Annotated in this window: 15 protein-coding genes and 1 rRNA gene; 9 read left to right on the plus strand and 7 right to left on the minus strand. The window is 70.0% G+C overall.

What is annotated here, in order from left to right:
- Positions 1-88: ribosomal RNA gene (rrf, locus tag ACFV6V_RS30095) — 5S ribosomal RNA — on the plus strand; the annotation flags it as partial.
- A 109-nt stretch (positions 89-197) separates the two neighbouring features.
- On the opposite strand, the gene ACFV6V_RS30100 is transcribed toward rrf, so the two are convergent.
- The 5 genes from ACFV6V_RS30100 to ACFV6V_RS30120 are packed head-to-tail and all read right to left on the minus strand — an operon-like array spanning position 198 to position 5,628.
- The gene (locus ACFV6V_RS30100; RefSeq protein WP_385571000.1) at positions 198-1,508 is read right to left on the minus strand and encodes a DUF58 domain-containing protein; all 1,311 of its coding nucleotides are present in this window, start codon (positions 1,506-1,508) and stop codon (positions 198-200) included.
- An 11-nt stretch (positions 1,509-1,519) separates the two neighbouring features.
- On the minus strand, positions 1,520-2,512 hold the full coding sequence (locus ACFV6V_RS30105; RefSeq protein ID WP_385571001.1) for an AAA family ATPase: 993 nt from the start codon (positions 2,510-2,512) through the stop codon (positions 1,520-1,522).
- On the minus strand, positions 2,509-3,729 hold the full coding sequence (locus ACFV6V_RS30110; protein WP_385571002.1) for a DUF4350 domain-containing protein: 1,221 nt from the start codon (positions 3,727-3,729) through the stop codon (positions 2,509-2,511). The genes ACFV6V_RS30105 and ACFV6V_RS30110 overlap by 4 nt, the downstream gene beginning before the upstream one ends.
- Entirely contained in the window at positions 3,726-4,424 is a 699-nt protein-coding gene (locus ACFV6V_RS30115) for a DUF4129 domain-containing protein (protein WP_385571003.1), read from the minus strand. Before ACFV6V_RS30115 ends, ACFV6V_RS30110 begins: the two co-directional genes overlap by 4 nt.
- A 4-nt stretch (positions 4,425-4,428) precedes the next feature.
- Complete coding sequence (locus ACFV6V_RS30120) at positions 4,429-5,628, minus strand: hypothetical protein (protein ID WP_385571004.1); 1,200 nt, start codon at positions 5,626-5,628, stop codon at positions 4,429-4,431.
- A 182-nt stretch (positions 5,629-5,810) separates the two neighbouring features.
- Here ACFV6V_RS30120 and mtnA point away from each other — a divergent pair, with 182 nt between their 5' ends.
- From mtnA to ACFV6V_RS30155, 7 genes are all read left to right on the plus strand, one after another.
- Positions 5,811-6,896 carry an S-methyl-5-thioribose-1-phosphate isomerase gene (mtnA, locus tag ACFV6V_RS30125; protein ID WP_385571005.1) on the plus strand — a complete coding sequence of 362 codons (1,086 nt, stop codon included), beginning with the start codon at positions 5,811-5,813 and terminating at the stop codon, positions 6,894-6,896.
- A 4-nt stretch (positions 6,897-6,900) separates the two neighbouring features.
- On the plus strand, positions 6,901-7,590 hold the full coding sequence (gene mtrA / locus ACFV6V_RS30130) for a two-component system response regulator MtrA (protein WP_219852863.1): 690 nt from the start codon (positions 6,901-6,903) through the stop codon (positions 7,588-7,590).
- A 1-nt stretch (position 7,591) separates the two neighbouring features.
- A complete protein-coding gene (gene mtrB / locus ACFV6V_RS30135) occupies positions 7,592-9,616 on the plus strand; it encodes an MtrAB system histidine kinase MtrB (protein ID WP_385571006.1) in 2,025 nt (674 codons plus the stop codon).
- Positions 9,606-11,444, plus strand: coding sequence for an LpqB family beta-propeller domain-containing protein (locus ACFV6V_RS30140; RefSeq protein ID WP_385571007.1), 1,839 nt, complete (start codon positions 9,606-9,608; stop codon positions 11,442-11,444). Before mtrB ends, ACFV6V_RS30140 begins: the two co-directional genes overlap by 11 nt.
- A gap of 80 nt (positions 11,445-11,524) precedes the next feature.
- Positions 11,525-12,307, plus strand: a complete 783-nt coding sequence (locus ACFV6V_RS30145) for a ComF family protein (RefSeq protein ID WP_385571008.1) — start codon at positions 11,525-11,527, stop codon at positions 12,305-12,307.
- 262 nt (positions 12,308-12,569) lie between these two features.
- On the plus strand, positions 12,570-13,259 hold the full coding sequence (gene hpf / locus ACFV6V_RS30150) for a ribosome hibernation-promoting factor, HPF/YfiA family (protein WP_385571009.1): 690 nt from the start codon (positions 12,570-12,572) through the stop codon (positions 13,257-13,259).
- A 195-nt stretch (positions 13,260-13,454) separates the two neighbouring features.
- On the plus strand, positions 13,455-14,195 hold the full coding sequence (locus ACFV6V_RS30155) for a response regulator (protein ID WP_385571010.1): 741 nt from the start codon (positions 13,455-13,457) through the stop codon (positions 14,193-14,195).
- Between the two features lie 24 nt (positions 14,196-14,219).
- On the opposite strand, the gene ACFV6V_RS30160 is transcribed toward ACFV6V_RS30155, so the two are convergent.
- Together ACFV6V_RS30160 and ACFV6V_RS30165 are read right to left on the minus strand one after the other, a co-directional pair.
- A complete protein-coding gene (locus ACFV6V_RS30160) occupies positions 14,220-15,392 on the minus strand; it encodes a winged helix-turn-helix domain-containing protein (protein WP_385571011.1) in 1,173 nt (390 codons plus the stop codon).
- A 10-nt stretch (positions 15,393-15,402) separates the two neighbouring features.
- Positions 15,403-15,993, minus strand: a complete 591-nt coding sequence (locus ACFV6V_RS30165; protein WP_385571012.1) for a GNAT family N-acetyltransferase — start codon at positions 15,991-15,993, stop codon at positions 15,403-15,405.
- A 274-nt stretch (positions 15,994-16,267) separates the two neighbouring features.
- On the opposite strand from ACFV6V_RS30165, the gene secA reads away from it, so the two are divergent.
- Entirely contained in the window at positions 16,268-19,090 is a 2,823-nt protein-coding gene (gene secA, locus ACFV6V_RS30170) for a preprotein translocase subunit SecA (protein ID WP_385571013.1), read from the plus strand.
- Positions 19,091-19,166 lie beyond the last annotated feature (76 nt).

The following is a 19,166-nucleotide window of genomic DNA, read 5'->3' on the forward strand; positions in this document are numbered from 1 at the left end:
CGGTTACATTTCGAACCCGGAAGCTAAGCCTTTCAGCGCCGATGGTACTGCAGGGGGGACCCTGTGGGAGAGTAGGACACCGCCGAACAATCTTTGGGAAAAGCCCCGTACCGGTCACGGTACGGGGCTTTTCTGCGTTTTACGGCCAGTCGGGACAGGGTCCTGGCCCCGGTGACGGGGCCAGGAATACCGACTTCCTACAGTCGGCCTGCTGCTTTCAAAGCGAGATAGGCGTCCGCGACTGCGGGAGCCAGATCGTCCGGAGTGTCATCCACGACCGTGACGCCATGCCGTTGGAGCTGCTCTGCGGTACGCCGGCGCTGGACTTGCGCCTGCGCGCCGGAGGCGGCGTCGTAGACAGCATCGAGAGTGCCTCGGCCACTCGCCATCTCCTCGACGTGAGGGTCCGTCACGGCAGCCAGAAGGACTGTGTGCCGCTGAGTGAGCTGAGGAAGAACCGGCAGGAGGCCCTCCTCGATCGGGGCGGCGTCGAGGCTCGTCATCAGGACGATGAGCGAGCCACGTGGTGCATGACGGAGTGCTGCGGCACTGAGCCCGCGGGCGTCCGTCTCCACCAGCTCGGGTTCGAGCGGCGCCAGGGCATTGACCATGGCGGGGAGCACGTCCCCGGCTGCCCGGCCCTGGACCTGGGCCCGCGTGCGGCGGTCATAGGCCAGGAGGTCCACCCGGTCCCCGGCCCGTGTCGCGAGCGCGGTCAGAAGCAGTGCTGCGTCCATCGCCGCATCCAGACGGGGCACATTGCCCACGCGGCCCGCCGAGGTGCGTCCGGTGTCGAGGACGATGAGGATGTGACGGTCGCGCTCGGGGCGCCAGGTGCGGACCGCGACGGTGTTCTGGCGGGCAGTGGCACGCCAGTCGATCGAGCGGGTGTCGTCGCCGGGCACATAGTCACGCAGGCTGTCGAACTCGGTGCCTTCGCCACGGGTGAGCACGCTGGTGCGACCGTCCAGCTCGCGCAGCCGGGCGAGGCGCGATGGCAGGTGCTTGCGGCTGGTGAAGGGCGGCAGGACGCGAACAGCCCAGGGCACGTGGTGGTTTCCCTGGCGTGCTGCGAGGCCGAGTGGCCCGTACGAGCGGACGGTGACGCGTGCCGCGTGACGGTCCCCGCGGCGCGTGGGGCGCAGGACCGTCGAGACCCGGCGGCGCTCGCCGGCCGGGACCGTGACCTTGCTCCGCGACGCGGCCTGCTCCGTGCCCGGCAACCAGCTGCTGGGCGGCCAGGCGTCACGGAGGTCGGCACGCAGACGGCGGCCGGAAGGGTTGGTGACGGTGAGCTGGACTTCCGCCCTCTCGCCGAGTCGAACTGACGTATCACCACTTCGGGTGAACTGGAGCCGGCGCACTGGTGCGGCCATGGCGTAGTCGCACAGAATTGCTACGGAGAGGGGAGCGTTCACCGCCAGGATTCCAGCCCAGCTGGGTGCGAAGACACCGATGGGGATGGATCCGAGGGCGGCGAGCAGAGCGGTTCGTCCGGTGAGGGCCATGGTGCACTGCCTCAGCGGGGGACGGGGACATGAGTGAGGATCGCGGAGATGACGGAATCAGGCGTGATTCCCTCCATCTCCGCCTCGGGACGCAGCTGGATGCGGTGCCGCAGGGTGGGAAGGGCGAGCGCCTTCACATCGTCGGGGGTCACGTAGTCCCTGCCAGTGAGCCAGGCCCAGGCTCGGGCGGTGGAAAGCAGTGCGGTTGCTCCACGAGGGGAGACACCGAGGGTGAGCGAGGGGGATTCACGGGTGGCACGACAGATATCGACGACATAGCCGGCGATCTCGGGGGACACCGAGGTCTTCGCGACAGCCGCGCGAGCCGCGGCGAGGTCGGCGGGTCCGGCTACGGGACGGATTCCCGCAGCCTGGAGGTCACGAGGGTTGAAGCCGTCGGCGTGCCGGGCGAGGACGTTGATCTCCTCCTGGCGTGAGGGCAGTGGCACGGTCAGCTTGAGGAGGAAGCGGTCCAGCTGGGCCTCGGGCAAGGGGTATGTGCCCTCGTACTCGACCGGGTTCTGGGTCGCCGCGACGAGGAACGGATCGGGGAGCAGGCGTGGGGTTCCGTCCACTGTGACCTGGCGTTCCTCCATGGCCTCGAGCAGCGACGACTGGGTCTTCGGTGGTGTCCGGTTGATCTCGTCGGCGAGCAGCAGGTTGGTGAACACCGGGCCTGGCTGGAAGGAGAACTCCGCGGTCCGTGCGTCGTAGACCAGTGAACCGGTGACATCGCTGGGCATCAGGTCGGGCGTGAACTGGACGCGCTTGGTGTCGAGTTCGAGAGAGGCGGCAAGTGCGCGGACCAGGAGTGTCTTGGCTACGCCGGGGACTCCCTCGAGCAGCACATGACCGCGGCAGAGCAGGGCGACGACAAGCCCGGTCACTGCGGAGTCCTGGCCGACCACGGCCTTCGCGATCTCGGTTCGCAGGGCCTCCAGGGAGGCGCGTGCGCTGTCCGAGCTGGCGGCGGTCGTGGCGGTCTCGGGGGTCGGGGCGCTCATGAGGTGCGTACCTCTCTTTCGAGGGCGTCGAGTTGGTCGGCCAGGTGGATCAGAGCGGTGTCATTGCCGGGAGCCGGGCCGAAGAGCAGGCCATCGAGGTCCCAGTCGTCGGCCGGGAGATGTGCGGACACGGCGGGGAGCAGGACTTCGGGTGAGTGCGCGTCCGTTGGGGAGATGCCGAGCAGTGGCGCGAGACGGGAGCGGGTGGCTGCGCGGAGCGTGGCAGCGGCCCGGTCGCGGGCGTTCACCTTGCGGTAGAGGCGGGCTCGGCCTTCGACCGACTCGGAGGCGCGGATGGCGACGGGCAGACGCTCCGTCACCAGTGGTCCGAGGCGGCGGGCTCGCCAGACGGCGGCGAGCAGTGCGGCGATCAGGAGCTGGAGGGTGCCCCACAGCCAGCCGGTGGGGACCAACTCGGCGAGGGCGCTCGCGCCGGACCCGTCCTCGCCATCACCGGCAGCGGATTGATCACTGAGCGAAGGGAGGTACCAGACGAGATGAGGCCGGGAACCGAGGAGTTGGAGCGCGAGCGAGGCGTTGCCCTGTTCGCCGAGGCGCTCGTTGTAGAGGATGTCAGGGGCGCCGAGCAGGACCGTGTCGCCGTTGCCCGGGTTCTTGATCGTGAGCAAGCTCGGGAGGCCGTCGCTGGGGTAGCAGGCCCGGGTTCCCGGCAGCGCGTCCGTCGCGTAGCGCTCACCGCCGATGTCCACTGTCCCGGCGCGCTGGGCGGCGGGGAAGGAGCACCGGGGCTCGCGGGCGGTGACGGAGGTCTGAGTCTCGGCCCGCACACCGGGGGCGAGTGTCTCCACCGAGGCGGTCCCGGCGGCCACCAGCACGGTGCGGCCGCCCGAGGGCGCCATGGCCGTGTGCAGCGACTGCTGTTGATGCTTGGTCAGCAGGTCGGGCGTGGCCACCAGGAGGGTCGTGTCCGGTCCGGTGGCTTCGGTGGCCTGGTCGAGCGTGGTGACCACGCGGGTGTCGATCCCCCGCTGCTTGAGCAGTTCGGCCACCGCCCGGCTGCCCGGGCGGTCCGCGGAGCGGGGGTCCAGACGGCCGTGCTGGTCACCGGAGCGCACGGCGGCGAGCGCGATTCCCGCGGTGACAAGGATGGTGAGAACGATCAGCACGCCCCGTGTGCGGGTCCAGATCTGGTGGGTGCTGAGGGAGAGGGAAGTGGAGGGGTCGGCAGGGCCCGTCCCGGTCACGGGGGCGCTCATTCGGCTGCTCCCCGGGCGACCGCGCTGAGCTGGGGCTTGGTGCGCTCCAGTTGGCTGTCGAGGTCCTTGAGACGCAGATACGTCTGCTGGTCGGCGCTGCGGCCCCCGTATGTGATGTCGTCGAAGGCCAGTGCCGCGTCACGGAGGGCGTCGGCGTGGTCGGGCAGCGGTCGTCCTGCCTCCGCGGCGGCCTCGTCGGCGGTGCGTCCGGGGCGGGGGTCGAGCAGAGTACGCTCCTCGAGGGCGCGGACGATCGCCCGCATCCGTTCCTGGACAGCCCTGTTGAAATGCCCGGCCGCGGCGTGCTCATCGGCGGCGGCCCGGTGCTGGTCGGCGCTGCGGGGGCCCTCGTCGAAGAGGGCCTCGTCGGTGGTGGGGCTGCGCCGGGGGGCGCCCAACCTCCACCAGAGCGCCACGGCCAGGGCGATGACGAGCAGCACGATCACGACAAGCCCGACCACTCCTCCCGGAGTGGCCCCGGCCGCGGTGTCGAAGATGCCGTTGACCCACTCCCAGAAGCGGTCGAGGGCGCGCTGGAGCAGGTTCGGGTCGTTCTCGTGGTACATCGGTTCGGACAGTTCCCGCTCGGCGGCCTCCCGGGCGGGGCCCCGGGGAATGTCCACCGGTACGCCGGGTCCGTCGTCCGCGCGGGGCAGCAACAGCCGCGCCGTGATGGTTCCCCCCGTGACGGACACGTCGTCAGCCCCCGGTGGTCGCGTCGCCGGTGGTCGGCGTGCCGTAGCCGGGGATGCCGGCGGCCCGGGCCAGTTCGAGGTCGAGTGCCTCGCGGCGGATGCGCTGGTCCACGTAGAGGAGGACCGTGACCCCGGCCGAGATCGGGTAGGTGATGGAGGAGGTGATCACGGCGCCGATACCGGTGATGATCAGGAACGGCCAGCCGAACTCGGGCGTGGTGCCGTCGAACATGGCGTTCAGACCGTTGCCGTCGACTATGAAGGCGATCAGGGTGAACGGGGTCGCGATGATCATCGAGACGATGAAGGTGAGCACCAGCACCAGCAGCAGGATGCCGAAGGTCCTCCACCAGGCACCGTGGACCAGCTTGGCGGAGCGGCGCATGGACGGCAGGATGCCCTGCCGCTCCAGCATCAGCGCGGGCGAGGCGAGGGCGAAGCGGACCCAGAGCCAGATGGTGACGAGCACACCGGCGAGGACGCCCAACACCCGCAGGCCGACGGAGTCGAGCAGCACTCCGGGGAGGATCCCCACGGTGACGGTGCCCGCGCAGATCAGCACGATCAGCACGGTCAGGCCGAGGAGTTGGAGCAGCCGGGGCCGGGCCTCCGCCCAGGCATCGGCGAGGCTGACCTGACGGCCCAGCACCGAGCGGCTGATCACCACGGTGAGCAGCGCCGTGATGATGATGGAGGTGATCAGCCCGATGCCCAGGGCCGGGAGCGAGGCGATCAGGCTCGACTGAGTGGACTCGACGACCTGGTTGAGGGCTTCTTCCGGGGTCGCGTCCGGGTTCGTGGCCGGGGGTGCGGGGACCAGGTAGCGCTGGATGAGGATGTCGGCCAGCTGTGTGATGACGGACAGGGTGATCGTGATGCTCAGGACGGTGCGCCAGTGCGCACGCAGCGTCGACACCGCACCGTCGAGGATCTCGCCCGTACCGAGGGGCCGCAGCGGGATCACGCCGGGCTTCGCGGCGGGTGGAGTGTCCCAGCCGTGACGCGGGGTGCCGCCCCAGCCGGGCTGTGTCGGCGGCTGGGACCCGCCGCCCGGAGTCGTGGGCGAGGTCCACTGACCGGGGGGCGGCTGCTGCTCGGACCACTTCGAAGCGGGGTCTGCCGCACCGGTGGGCTGCTGCACTCCGGAGTCCTGGCCGTCGGCGGGCACGGATCCGGGCGCTGCCCAGCCCGGAGTGTCGTTCACAGTCGTCCACCTCGTGGGGTGCTTGTGCGGTCGGCTCGGCGAGCCTGCGCTGTCCTGACACCTGTCCGCCCGGGTGGCGGTAGGCCGGCAGCCATCGTGCCACGCGCTGCTCGTCGGCGGGCCAGGGCGTGGATCATCATTTCCGCCTTCATTGTGGCTGCCGCAGCGGGCAGACTGGGCGAATGGCTGATCAGCACATTCAGGTGCCGGACGGTGCGGAGGCCCCGCTGCCGTCACTGCGTTGGGACGAGCTCCCCGATGGACCCGTACTGGTTCTTCTCGATCAGACCCGGTTGCCGGCCGAGGAGGCCGAGTTTGTCTGCGGGGACGTCCCGGCGCTGGTGCGGGCGATTCAGACGCTTGCCGTGCGTGGGGCTCCGCTGCTGGGGATCGCGGGCGCGTACGGGGTGGCGCTTGCGGCGGTGCGCGGTGAGGACGTCGAAGAGGCGGCTGCCGCGCTGGAAGGAGCGCGGCCCACCGCGGTGAACCTGGGTCACGGGGTGCGGCGGGCGGCCGGCGCGCATCGGGACGCGGTGGGAGCGGGAGCCGGTGCGCGGGAGGCGGCGGCCGCCGCACTCGCCGCCGCGGAGGCCCTGCACCGGGAGGACGCCGAGGCCAGCGCGCGTATGGCGGGCCACGGTCTCGCCCTGCTCGAGGAGCTGCTCCCGGCCGGTGACCACCGCATACTGACGCACTGCAACACCGGGCGACTGGTCTCGGGCGGTCAGGGCACGGCTTTCGCCGTGGCGCTCGCCGCGCACCGCGCGGGCCGGCTGCGCACACTGTGGGTGGACGAAACACGTCCGCTGCTCCAGGGCGCCCGGCTCACCGCCTACGAGGCCGATGCGCACGGGGTGGCGTACCGGCTGCTCACGGACAACGCGGCGGGCTCGCTGTTCGCGGCGGGGCAGGTGGACGCGGTGCTGATCGGAGCGGATCGGATCGCCGCCGACGGCTCCGTCGCCAACAAGGTGGGGAGCTATCCGCTGGCGGTGCTGGCCAAGTACCACCATGTGCCGTTCATCGTGGTGGCGCCTACCACCACGGTGGATCTGGGTACCCCGGACGGGGCGTCGATAGAGGTCGAGCAGCGGTCGGGACAGGAGGTCTCAGACATGTACGCGTCACAGGTGTACAACCCTGCGTTCGATGTCACACCGCCCGAGCTGGTGACCGCTGTCGTCACTGAGGAAGGGGTGGCGTCGCCCGTTACCATGGCCCGGCTGGCGGAGCTGTGTGCCAGGTCACGCCAGGTCTCGATGAGCTAATGGGATGATGTCGAATATGAAGGGACGCGTCCTTGTCGTCGATGACGACACCGCACTTGCCGAGATGCTCGGGATCGTGCTGCGTGGTGAAGGGTTCGAGCCGTCGTTCGTAGCGGACGGCGACAAGGCCCTCGCCGCTTTCCGTGAGGCCAAACCGGACCTGGTACTGCTTGACCTCATGCTGCCCGGCAGGGACGGCATCGAGGTGTGCCGGCTGATCAGGGCCGAGTCTGGTGTGCCCATCGTGATGCTCACCGCCAAGAGCGACACCGTGGACGTGGTCGTCGGGCTGGAGTCCGGCGCGGACGACTACATCGTGAAGCCGTTCAAGCCGAAGGAGCTCGTGGCCCGGATCAGGGCGCGGCTGCGCAGGTCGGAGGAACCGGCTCCCGAGCAGCTCACCATCGGCGACCTGGTCATCGACGTGGCGGGTCACTCCGTGAAGCGGGACGGGCAGTCGATCGCGCTGACCCCGCTCGAGTTCGATCTGCTGGTCGCGCTGGCCCGCAAGCCGTGGCAGGTGTTCACCCGTGAGGTGCTGCTCGAGCAGGTGTGGGGCTACCGCCACGCCGCCGACACCAGGCTGGTGAACGTGCACGTGCAGCGGCTGCGCTCCAAGGTCGAGAAGGACCCGGAGCGTCCGGAGATCGTGGTGACCGTCCGTGGCGTCGGCTACAAGGCAGGACCGAGCTGACATGACCGTGGGCAGCACTGCTCCGAAACCCGGGGGGCCGGGAGTCCGTACGGGGCGGGCTGCCGGACCGGGTCCCGGGCCTTCGCGCATAGGCAGGGTGTTCCAGGACGGAGCGCCGGGTGGACCGGTGCTCCGGCTCACCATGCGCTGGATCCGTCGTCCGCTGCTTCCGGCCATCCGGCTGTGGCGGCGGAACATCCAGCTACGTGTGGTGGTCAGCACCCTGCTGATGTCGCTCGGAGTGGTCCTGCTGCTCGGGCTTGTCGTGATCGGCCAGGTCCGCAACGGACTCCTGGACGCGAAGGAGCAGGCGGCGCAGAGCCAGGCCGCCGGAGGCTTCGCCGCGGCCCAGGAAAAGGCCAGCGGTCCGGTCGCGCTCGGCGGCCCCGACGGCGACGCGACCGACGGCAGGCCCGACCGGGGCGCCGTGAACTGGCGTTCCGAGCTGGTGGAGCAGCTGTCCAGCGGTGGCCAGGGCGCGTACCACGTGGTGGCGCTCAGCCCGGATTCGGACGACGCGGGCACGAACCGCGGACCGCGCGCGTCCGGCGATGTGGAACTGAGGAGCATTCCCCAGGGCCTGCGTGACTCCGTCGCGCAGGGCACGGGCACGTTCCAGACGTACGTCGACATCAAGTACTCGCCGCCGAAGGCGCCGGAGGCCGGTCTGGTCGTCGGCAAGCGCCTCAATGACGTCGCCGGCAACGCCTACGAGCTGTACTACCTCTTCCCGCTGACCCAGGAGGACGAGTCGCTGAGCCTCGTCAAGGGGACGCTGGCGACCGCGGGGCTCTTCGTGGTCGTGCTGCTCGGCGCGATCGCGTGGCTGGTGGTGCGGCAGGTCGTGACGCCCGTGCGGATGGCCGCGGGGATCGCGGAGCGGCTCTCCGCCGGACGCCTCCAGGAGCGGATGAAGGTCTCCGGCGAGGACGACATCGCCAGGCTGGGCGAGGCCTTCAACAAGATGGCGCAGAACCTCCAGCACAAGATCCAGCAGATGGAGGACCTGTCCCGGATGCAGCGGCGGTTCGTCTCGGACGTCTCGCACGAGCTGCGCACCCCGCTGACCACCGTGCGGATGGCGGCGGACGTCATCCACGAGGCCCGGGCGGACTTCGACCCGGTGACGGCCCGGTCCGCGGAACTTCTCGGGGACCAGCTGGACCGCTTCGAGTCGCTGCTCGCCGACCTGCTGGAGATCAGCCGTTTCGACGCGGGCGCCGCGGCGCTGGACGCCGAACCCATAGACCTCCGGGACGTGGTACGCCGGGTCATCGGCGGTGCCGAGCCGCTGGCCGAGCGCAAGGGCACCCGTATCCGGGTCGTCGGCGACGAGCAGCCCGTGGTCGCGGAAGCCGACCCCCGGCGCATCGAGCGGGTCCTGCGCAATCTGGTCGTCAACGCCGTCGAACACGGCGAAGGACGTGATGTGGTCGTACGGCTGGCAGCCGCGGGCGGAGCGGTCGCGGTGGCCGTGCGGGACTACGGCGTGGGGCTGAAGCCGGGCGAGGCGACCCGCGTGTTCAACCGCTTCTGGCGGGCTGACCCGGCCCGGGCGCGGACCACCGGCGGCACGGGCCTCGGCCTGTCCATCGCCGTCGAGGACGCACGGCTGCACGGCGGCTGGCTCCAGGCCTGGGGCGAGGCGGGCGGCGGCTCGCAGTTCCGGCTCACCCTGCCGCGTACCGCGGACGAGCCGCTGCGCGGTTCCCCGATACCCCTGGAGCCCGAGGACTCCCGGCGCGCCCGGCAGGGCGCCTCCGGTGCGGGTAACGGTGAGAACGCCCTGCGGCTGGCGACCGTGCCGTCGCAGCCCGTCGGGGATCGCTCGCCGATATCGATGGCCGCCCGGGCGCCGCTGGCGCCTCCGCGTGCCCAGCCGTCGGCGCCGGTGGACCCCACGGCACTGCCGGGCAGCGGTGCGCGGGTCGTGGCGCGCCAGACGAGCCAGGCAAGTGAGCGTAAGAGTGACGGCGACGGCGCCGCACGGATCCCGGAGGGGGAGGACTCGACTCGTGGGCGCTGAGCGTCGTCGTCACGGCCGTGGGCGCGTGATGCGGACCGCCGCGCTGCCCACCTGTGCGGCACTGCTGCTGGGTGGGTGCGCGTCGATGCCGGACAGCGGGGATGTCGAGCAGGTGAAGGCCACCCAGGGGGTGGATTCGAAGGTACGGGTGCTCGCCGTGGCCCCCCGCGAGGGCGCCGAGCCCCAGGAGATCGTCGACGGCTTCCTCGAGGCCATGACGAGTGACGATCCGAGCTTCGCGACGGCACGCAAGTACCTGACCAAGCGGGCCGCCAAGGAATGGAAGCCGCAGGAGCTGACGACGGTGCTGACCGAGGCACCGGAGTGGGACCTGTCCACCGCGGAGAAGAACGCGTCCAGCCGCAGCTACACGCTCTCCGGCGAGCAGATCGCCAGGGTGGACCGGAACGCGTACGCGGCGGTGCCGCCGACCCAGTACCGGGGTTTCCTGCGTCTGGTCCAGCAGGGCGGACCGGACGGCAAGGACAAGGAGTGGCGCATCGACTACGCTCCGCGCGGGCTGCTGCTCGGGGAGAGCGACTTCCAGCGCAACTACGGTTCCGTCAACCGGTACTACTTCGCTCCCGGCCAGCAGTCGGTGGTCGCGGACCCGGTCTACATCCGGCAGCGGCAGGATCCGGTCACCCGGATGGACCCGGTCGCGCAGACCGTGTCGTCCCTCTTCGACGGGCCGACGACCTGGCTCAGGCCGGTGGTCACCTCCCCCTTCCCCAAGGGCACCGCGCTCAAGGCGGGCACCACGACCCTGACGCCGGACGACCAGAACGTCCTGAAGCTGCCGCTCAACGAGAAGGCCTCCCACGTGGGGCGCACGGCGTGCCAGAAGATGGCCACGCTGGTGCTCCTCACCCTGCGCGGTCTGACCTCGCCGCGTGTCGAGCAGGTGCAGTTGCAGGGTTCCGACGGCCGCACCCTGTGTGTGCTCAGCGCCGACCAGGCGGAGGGTTCCGCCCCGGTGCGCTCATCGGCCCGCGCGGACAACGTGTACTTCGTCGACGAGGACGGGCGGATGGCCGTCGTGGCACCGACGGGGACTCCGGACAAGTCCACGGTGCGGGGACCGTTCGGCACGGGTGAGCTGCACATAGGCACCCTCGCGGTCGCCCGCAACGAACAGCGCGCGGCGGCCGTCTCCCAGGACGGCCGGCACCTCCACGCCGCCTCGATCATCTCCGACGAGAAGCTCGGGGCCCCCTTGGTGAGCAGTACCGGCATCAAGCCGGAGGATCGGCTGTCGGCCCCGAGCTGGGACCGCAGCGATCTCTGGGTCGCCGACCGCAACCCTGCCGGGCCGAGGCTGCTGCGCTTCGCGGGCGGCCGGGGTACGCCGCAGGAAGTGAGTACCGAAGGGCTCGACGGTGCCCGGATCGAGTCGCTGCGGGTGTCCGCCGACGGCGTGCGCATAGCGCTGCAGCTCACGAAGGACGGCAAGAGCTCTCTGAAGATCGGCCGGATCGAGCGCAGGACGGACGCGGACGGGGCCACGGCGTTCTCGGTGGTCGACCTGCAGTCGGCGGCGCCGCGGCTGGAGGGTGTGACCGCGGTGTCATGGGCGGGGCCGAGCAGGCTCGTGGTGGTCGGCAAGGAGGCGGGGGGCGTGCAGCAGGTGCGGTACATCGCCACGGACGGCTCCCTGTCGCCTGCCGGGGGTGTGCCGGGGCTGAACAAGGTGTCCGCCGTCGCCGCCACCGATGACGAGGAGCAGCCGCTGGTGGCGGTCTCCGAGGACGGGCTGGTGCGGCTGGCGCCGTCCGCGAACTGGCAGACGATGATCGACAAGGGCTCTTCACCCGTCTACCCGGGGTAGCGGGCGATAAGCGACGGCGAGCCCCGGGCAGTTGTCCACAGGGGTGGCGGGGTTCTCCCCGCCACGGCACAGTGGGCATCATGCGGGGCTTTTGGCAGGAGATCGCCGGGCTGGTGTTGCCCGTGGCCTGCCCCGGCTGCGGATGTCCTCGTATGCCGCTGTGCGAGGAGTGTGCCGGGCGGCTGAGCGGCCGGGGGCCGCGGCGGGTGCGGCCCTGTCCCGAGCCGGCGGGACTGCCTTCGGTCTTCGCCGCGGCTCGCTACGAGGACGCCGTACGGGCCCTTCTGCTGGCGCACAAGGAGCGCGGCTGCCTGGGACTCGCGGGACCGCTCGGCGGGGCCCTGGCGGGGGCTGTGCGGGCGGCGGTGGCGCAGGCGCCGGGTGAGCCGGCGCCACTTCTGCTCGTGCCCGTGCCGTCGGCGCGGCACGCGGTGCGGGCGCGTGGACAGGACGCGGCACGACGTGTCGCGGTGGCGGCGGCGCGGGTGCTGCGCCGTGGCGGGGTCCGTGCGCGGGCGCTGCCTGTGCTGCGGCAGTGCCGTCCGGTGGCGGATCAGTCGGGCCTCACGGCCCGCCTGAGGCTGGCGAACATGGCGGGGGCTCTGGAGGTGGTCCCCGGTGCCGAGCGGTTGCTGGAAGGCCGCAGAGTCGTGCTGGTGGACGATCTGATGACGACGGGCGCCTCGCTGGCGGAGGCGGCGCGGGCGCTGGCTGCCGCGCAGCCCCGCTGTCCGGCGGCTGCCGTCGGGGCCGTCGTTGCGGCACCGGCCCTGTCGTTCACCGGTCTGCGGAACCGACCCGGTGGCCTGGACGTTGCAGCCAGTGATGAGCAATTTGACCTGATCGCACGTACGCGCTGGTAGCGGGTGCCGACAACGGCCGGGGCGAGCTATGTTCGGGTGAAGAGGACTGGTGAACTCTGGTCTCCTTCGAATAAATGGCCGAGTTACGGCCGGGTGTTCATGGTGCAAACGTGAACCTCGAAATTGGTGGGGTGGAGATCTTGCCGATGGGGGAGGAGGAGGTGAAAGTCACCAAGTCCGAGGCTCCGGTGCAGACCGGAGCCTGGTGCAAGAGGGAGACGCTCCGCAGCGCAAGCGGAGCTATCCGGGAACGGAGTTCTGCGTGGACATCGTCGTCAAGGGCCGCAAGACCGAGGTGCCGGAGCGGTTCCGCAAGCACGTGACCGAGAAGCTGAAGCTGGACAAGATCCAGAAGTTCGACGGCAAGGTGATCAGCCTCGACGTCGAGGTGTCCAAGGAGCACAACCCGCGGCAGGCAGACCGTTCCGACCGCGTGGAGATCACCCTTTACTCACGGGGACCGGTGATCCGGGCAGAGGCGTCAGCCGCCGACCCGTACGCGGCGCTCGACCTGGCCACGGCCAAGCTTGAGGGGCGGCTGCGCAAGCAGCACGACAAGCGCCACACGCGCCGGGGCAACGGCCGGCTGTCGGCCGCCGAGGTCGCGGATGTCGTGCCCGGCGTCGCCCAGTTGAACGGAAACGGCCAGCCCGTCTCCGAGGAGAAGACCGAAGGCATTCCCACCACCACGATCGGCTCGCTCGCAGTGCAGGGCGAAGGCCCGCTGGTGGTCCGCGAGAAGACCCACACCGCCGCTCCGATGTCGCTCGACCAGGCGCTCTACGAAATGGAGTTGGTCGGGCACGACTTCTATCTGTTCGTCGACTCCGAGACCAAGGAGCCCAGTGTCGTCTACCGGCGGCACGCCTATGACTACGGTGTGATCCACCTGAACACCGATCCGTTCGCCGGTGGCGAATCGGGCGGCGCCGGTGGTGCGCTCGGCGGCTGATCCCGTCGCCCCTCGTCTGGTGGTTGGTGCCCCTGGAGCGCTCCAGTGCGCCCCCAGGGGCATCACCGTGCCACCGAGGGACCACCGCGCCGTGGTGCGGGCATGAAATCATGGCGATCCGAGCCAACCGGTGCGCTGCCGACCCAGGTTGGTGGAGCGTAGATGACCCGGGCCACGGCCTCAGGGGGAGGAACGATGGCGGACAGCTTCGGGCCGGTGCAGGCCAGGAGCGGCACCGAGAGCGCGGACGCCGCGCTGGCGGATGCCTCCCGCAGGGAGCCGATCCGGGTGCTCGTGGTGGACGACCACGCGCTCTTCCGCCGGGGGCTGGAGATCGTGCTCGCCCAGGAGGAGGACATCCAGGTCGTCGGCGAGGCCGGGGACGGCGCGGAAGCCGTCGACAAGGCGGCCGATCTGCTGCCGGACATCGTGCTGATGGATGTGCGGATGCCGAAGCGCGGCGGGATCGAGGCCTGTACCTCCATCAAGGAGGTGGCTCCCAGTGCGAAGATCATCATGCTGACGATCAGCGACGAGGAGGCCGACCTCTACGACGCGATCAAGGCCGGTGCCACGGGCTATCTCCTCAAGGAGATCTCCACGGACGAGGTCTCCACCGCGATCCGAGCCGTCGCCGACGGCCAGTCGCAGATCAGTCCCTCGATGGCCTCCAAGCTCCTCACCGAGTTCAAGTCGATGATCCAGCGCACCGACGAGCGCCGGCTGGTCCCCGCGCCCCGGCTGACCGAACGGGAGCTGGAGGTGCTCAAGCTGGTGGCCACGGGGATGAACAACCGTGACATCGCCAAGGAGTTGTTCATCTCCGAGAACACCGTGAAGAACCATGTGCGCAACATCCTGGAGAAGCTCCAGCTCCACTCCCGGATGGAAGCGGTCGTCTACGCGATGCGCGAGAAGATCCTCGAGATCCGCTGACCGGAGCCGTGAGCGCGGCGCGTCTCAGTCCAGGGCCGCCACCAGCGGCGCGGCGAGACCGGGGTGGTCGACGCGCTCGACCCGCACCGAGTCGCAGCCCACCCATTCGGCCGCCTCACGCAGGGCCTTGGCCATCGGCCCGACCGCCTTGGGCCCCTCCAGAGAGACTTGCCGGGCCACCAGCGTCGTGCCCTCACGGGCCGGATCGACGCGGCCCAGCAGCCTGCCGCCCGAAAGCAGAGGCATCGCGAAATACCCGTACACCCGCTTCGGCTTGGGGACATACGCCTCCAGCCGGTGAGTGAATCCGAAGATCCGCTCGGTGCGGGCGCGCTCCCAGACCAGTGAGTCGAACGGCGACAGCAGCGTCGTACGGTGCCTGCCGCGCGGCTCGCTCGCCAGAGCACCGGGGTCGGCCCACGCGGGCCTGTCCCAGCCCTCGACACGGACCGGCACCAGACCCGAGTCGGCGACCACGGCGTCGAACTGCTCGGCCTTGAGCCGGTGGTAGTCCGCGATGTCCGCGCGTGTGCCCACACCCAGGGACTGCCCGGCAAGGCGCACCAGGCGTCGCAGGCACTCGCGGTCGTCCAGCTCGTCATGGAGCAGCGCGTCCGGGATCGCGCGCTCGGCCAGGTCGTAGACCCGCTTCCAGCCGCGCCGCTCGGTGCACACCACTTCGCCGTGCATCAGCGCCCGCTCGACGGCCACCTTCGAGGCGGACCAGTCCCACCACTCGCCGCCGTTCTTGGCGCCGCCCAGCTCGGTCGCCGTGAGCGGGCCCTCGGCGCGAAGCTGCTTGATCACCGCGTCATAGGACCCGTCCGGCAGCTCGTGGCCCCAGTGGGGACGGTCGCGGTAGGCGCGACGGCGGAAGGCGAAGTGCGGCCACTCCTCGACGGGCAGGATGCACGCCGCGTGCGACCAGTACTCGAAGGCGTGGGTCTCGGTCCAGTAGGCGTCCTCGACCGTCCCCCGGCCGACCGCCCCCAGCCGGGCGTAGGGAATCAGCTCGTGCGAGCGCGCCAGCACCGAGATCGTGTCGAGCTGGACCGCCCCGAGGTGGCGCAGCACCCCGCGCACGCCGCCCTTGCGGTCCGGGGCTCCGATGAAGCCCTGGGCGCGCAGCGCGATACGGCGGGCCTCGTCGGCGGACAGTTCGGCGGCAGCGGGCGGCACGGGCGGCAGAGTGGACATGCTCCGCACCCTAGACGGAGCCTCTGACAGCTGGGGCCGGCACGTAGGGCACCGGCGGCGCCAGTCCCAGATCCGAAGGAAGCAGTGAGGCGACCAGGCTGTCCCGGACCGTCCCCCGGGACTGCATGCCCGCGCGAACGACGCCCTCGACCGTGAAGCCCGCCTTCTCGGCCACGGCGAGGGATGCCGCGTTGCCCACCTCGGCACGCCACTCCAGGCGCACGCACCCGAGCTCGGTGAAGGCCCAGCGCGCCAGCGCCAGGGCTGTCTCGGTGGCGTAGCCGCGGCCCCGGTGCTCGGCGGCCGTCCAGTATCCGATCTCCCATCCGCCTTCGCGCGGGTGGTGCAGACCTGCCGAGCCGATCAGCGGGCCACCGCCGCGCGGGCGTACGCAGAAGGCGTAGGACGTGTCGTCGCGCCAGCCGTTCGGCACGGTCAGGCCGATGAAGTCCGCCGCGTGGTCCCTTTCGTACGGGATGGGGAGGGCGGGGGTCCAGCGCTGGATGACGGGGTCCTGATACGCCGCGCACAGGTCCTCGGTGTCGTCCGCCGTGAACGCACGCAGTTCCAGTCGCTCGGTGGTGAGGTGAACAGGCTCCATGCGGGGATTCTTGTCACCGTCCGTCTCCCATGCGAACACTTTTCGGGATGAGGCGGCACCTTCCGGGCCCCCCGGGCGTTCATCTTGATGAGCGGTACTCGGCTTCGCTGCCGGGTTCCCCGGACACCGCTGGGCGTGCCCCGGGGGAGGACCTCCCGGCGTGGCGGTGTCCTCGCTTACGATGGCCGGTGCGGTGGGGCCTACCTGCCGTGCCCGCGCCAGTGTCCGTCACACGACCCAGTGCCAGGCCCGACCGGCAAGGAGACCCGCCCCAGTGTCCGTCTTCAACAAGCTCATGCGTGCAGGCGAAGGTAAGATCCTGCGCAAACTGCACCGCATCGCGGACCAGGTCAACTCCGTCGAAGAGGACTTCGCCAGCCTCTCGGACGCCGAGCTGCGGGCGCTCACCGATGAGTACAAGGAGCGCTACGCAGACGGCGAGAGCCTGGACGACCTGCTCCCCGAAGCCTTCGCGACCGTCCGTGAGGCGGCCAAGCGCGTCCTCGGCCAGCGTCACTACGACGTGCAGCTCATGGGCGGTGCCGCACTGCACCTCGGCTATGTCGCCGAGATGAAGACCGGTGAGGGCAAGACCCTCGTCGGCACGCTCCCCGCGTATCTGAACGCGCTCTCGGGCAAGGGCGTCCACCTGATCACGGTCAACGACTACCTGGCCGAGCGCGACTCCGAGATGATGGGCCGGGTGCACAGGTTCCTCGGGCTGTCCGTCGGCTGCATCCTGGCCAACATGACCCCGGCCCAGCGCCGCGAGCAGTACGCCTGCGACATCACGTACGGCACCAACAACGAGTTCGGCTTCGACTACCTGCGCGACAACATGGCGTGGTCCCAGGAGGAGCTCGTCCAGCGCGGCCACAACTTCGCGATCGTCGACGAGGTCGACTCGATCCTCGTGGACGAGGCCCGTACCCCGCTGATCATCTCCGGTCCGGCCGACCAGGCGACCAAGTGGTACGGCGACTTCGCCAAGCTGGTCACCCGCCTCACCAAGGGCGAGGCCGGAAACCCGATGAAGGGCATCGAGGAGACCGGGGACTACGAGGTCGACGAGAAGAAGCGCACCGTCGCCATCCATGAGAGCGGCGTCTCCAAGGTCGAGGACTGGCTGGGCATCGACAACCTCTACGAGTCGGTGAACACCCCGCTTGTGGGCTACCTGAACAACGCCATCAAGGCCAAGGAGCTCTTCAAGAAGGACAAGGACTACGTCGTCATCGACGGCGAAGTCATGATCGTCGACGAGCACACCGGCCGCATCCTCGCCGGCCGCCGCTACAACGAAGGCATGCACCAGGCGATCGAGGCGAAGGAAGGGGTGGACATCAAGGACGAGAACCAGACGCTCGCCACCATCACCCTGCAGAACTTCTTCCTCCTGTACGGCAAGCTCTCCGGAATGACCGGTACGGCCATGACCGAGGCCGCCGAGTTCCACCAGATCTACAAGCTCGGCGTCGTGCCCATCCCGACGAACCGGCCGATGGTCCGCAAGGACCAGTCGGACCTGATCTACCGCACCGAGGTGGCCAAGTTCGAGGCCGTCGTCGACGACATCGCGGAGAAGCACGAGAAGGGCCAGCCGATCCTCGTCGGTACGACGTCGGTCGAGAAGTCCGAGTACCTCTCCCAGCAGCTCAGCAAGCGCGGTATCCAGCACGAGGTGCTCAACGCCAAGCAGCACGAGCGTGAGGCCTCGATCGTGGCCCAGGCCGGCCGCAAGGGCGCGGTCACGGTCGCCACGAACATGGCCGGCCGTGGTACGGACATCAAGCTCGGAGGTAACCCGGACGACCTCGCCGAGGCGGAGCTGCGCCAGCAGGGCCTCGACCCCTTCGAGCACGTCGAGGAGTGGGCCGCGGCCCTCCCCGCCGCCCTGGACAAGGCCGAGCAGGCCGTCAAGGCGGAGTTCGAGGAGGTCAAGTCGCTCGGCGGCCTGTACGTGCTGGGTACCGAGCGGCACGAGTCGAGGCGCATCGACAACCAGCTGCGTGGTCGCTCCGGCCGTCAGGGCGACCCGGGTGAGTCCCGCTTCTACCTCTCGCTCGGCGACGACCTGATGCGTCTGTTCAAGGCGCAGATGGTCGAGCGGGTCATGTCCATGGCCAATGTTCCGGACGATGTGCCGATCGAGAACAAGATGGTGACGCGGGCGATCGCGTCCGCCCAGTCGCAGGTCGAGCAGCAGAACTTCGAGACGCGTAAGAACGTCCTGAAGTACGACGACGTGCTCAACCGTCAGCGCAAGGTCATCTACGCCGAACGCCGCCGGGTGCTGGAGGGTGAGGACCTGCGCGAGCAGATCCACCACTTCATGGACGACACCATCGAGGCGTACGTCCAGGCGGAGACCGTCGAGGGCTTCGCCGAGGACTGGGACCTGGACCGCCTGTGGGGCGCCTTCAAGCAGCTCTACCCGGTGAAGGCCACCGTCGAGGAGCTCGAGGACGCGGCAGGGGACCGGGCGGGTATCACCGCCGAGTTCATCTCCGAGTCCATCATGGACGACATCCACGAGCAGTACGACGAGCGCGAGAAGCAGCTCGGTTCGGACATCATGCGCGAGCTGGAGCGGCGCGTGGTGCTGTCCGTGCTGGACCGCAAGTGGCGCGAGCACCTGTACGAGATGGACTACCTCCAGGAGGGCATCGGCCTGCGGGCGATGGCCCAGAAGGACCCGCTGGTCGAGTACCAGCGCGAGGGCTTCGACATGTTCACCGCGATGATGGACGGCATCAAGGAGGAGTCCGTCGGCTATCTGTTCAACCTGGAGGTCCAGGTCGAGCAGCAGGTCGAGGAGGTCCCCGTGCAGGACGCGGCCGAGAAGGCCTCCCTCACGAAGGAGGACGCGGTGCCCGCCGGCGCCGGACGCCCCGAGATCCGCGCCAAGGGCCTGGACGCCCCGCAGCGCCCGGACCGGCTCCACTTCTCCGCGCCGACGGTCGACGGCGAGGGTGGGATCGTCGAGGGCGACTTCACCAACGATGACGGGCCGGCGCGGTCCGAGTCGGACGGCATGACGCGTGCGGAGCGCCGCAAGGCCCAGAAGAGCACGGGTGGTCGCCGCCGCAAGAAGTAGTCCCGTACGGGGATCCCGAAACGGGACCCGCGAAGGGCAGTGACGGCCGTGGGCCGGACACCGGGCAGCCGGTGTC

Origin of the sequence: Streptomyces sp. NPDC059828 (assembly GCF_042731955.1) — a bacterium.
Classification (GTDB): Bacteria; Actinomycetota; Actinomycetes; order Streptomycetales; family Streptomycetaceae; genus Streptomyces.

Bases quoted from the DNA above. Each gene is read 5' to 3' on its own strand.
- ACFV6V_RS30100 (WP_385571000.1), bottom strand. From the start codon at position 1,508: ATGGCCCTCACCGGACGAACCGCTCTGCTCGCCGCCCTCGGATCCATC.
- ACFV6V_RS30105 (WP_385571001.1), bottom strand. From the start codon at position 2,512: ATGAGCGCCCCGACCCCCGAGACCGCCACGACCGCCGCCAGCTCGGAC.
- ACFV6V_RS30110 (WP_385571002.1), bottom strand. From the start codon at position 3,729: ATGAGCGCCCCCGTGACCGGGACGGGCCCTGCCGACCCCTCCACTTCC.
- mtnA (WP_385571005.1), top strand. From the start codon at position 5,811: ATGGCTGATCAGCACATTCAGGTGCCGGACGGTGCGGAGGCCCCGCTG.
- mtrA (WP_219852863.1), top strand. From the start codon at position 6,901: ATGATGTCGAATATGAAGGGACGCGTCCTTGTCGTCGATGACGACACC.
- mtrB (WP_385571006.1), top strand. From the start codon at position 7,592: ATGACCGTGGGCAGCACTGCTCCGAAACCCGGGGGGCCGGGAGTCCGT.
- ACFV6V_RS30145 (WP_385571008.1), top strand. From the start codon at position 11,525: ATGCGGGGCTTTTGGCAGGAGATCGCCGGGCTGGTGTTGCCCGTGGCC.
- ACFV6V_RS30155 (WP_385571010.1), top strand. From the start codon at position 13,455: ATGGCGGACAGCTTCGGGCCGGTGCAGGCCAGGAGCGGCACCGAGAGC.
- ACFV6V_RS30160 (WP_385571011.1), bottom strand. From the start codon at position 15,392: ATGTCCACTCTGCCGCCCGTGCCGCCCGCTGCCGCCGAACTGTCCGCC.
- ACFV6V_RS30165 (WP_385571012.1), bottom strand. From the start codon at position 15,993: ATGGAGCCTGTTCACCTCACCACCGAGCGACTGGAACTGCGTGCGTTC.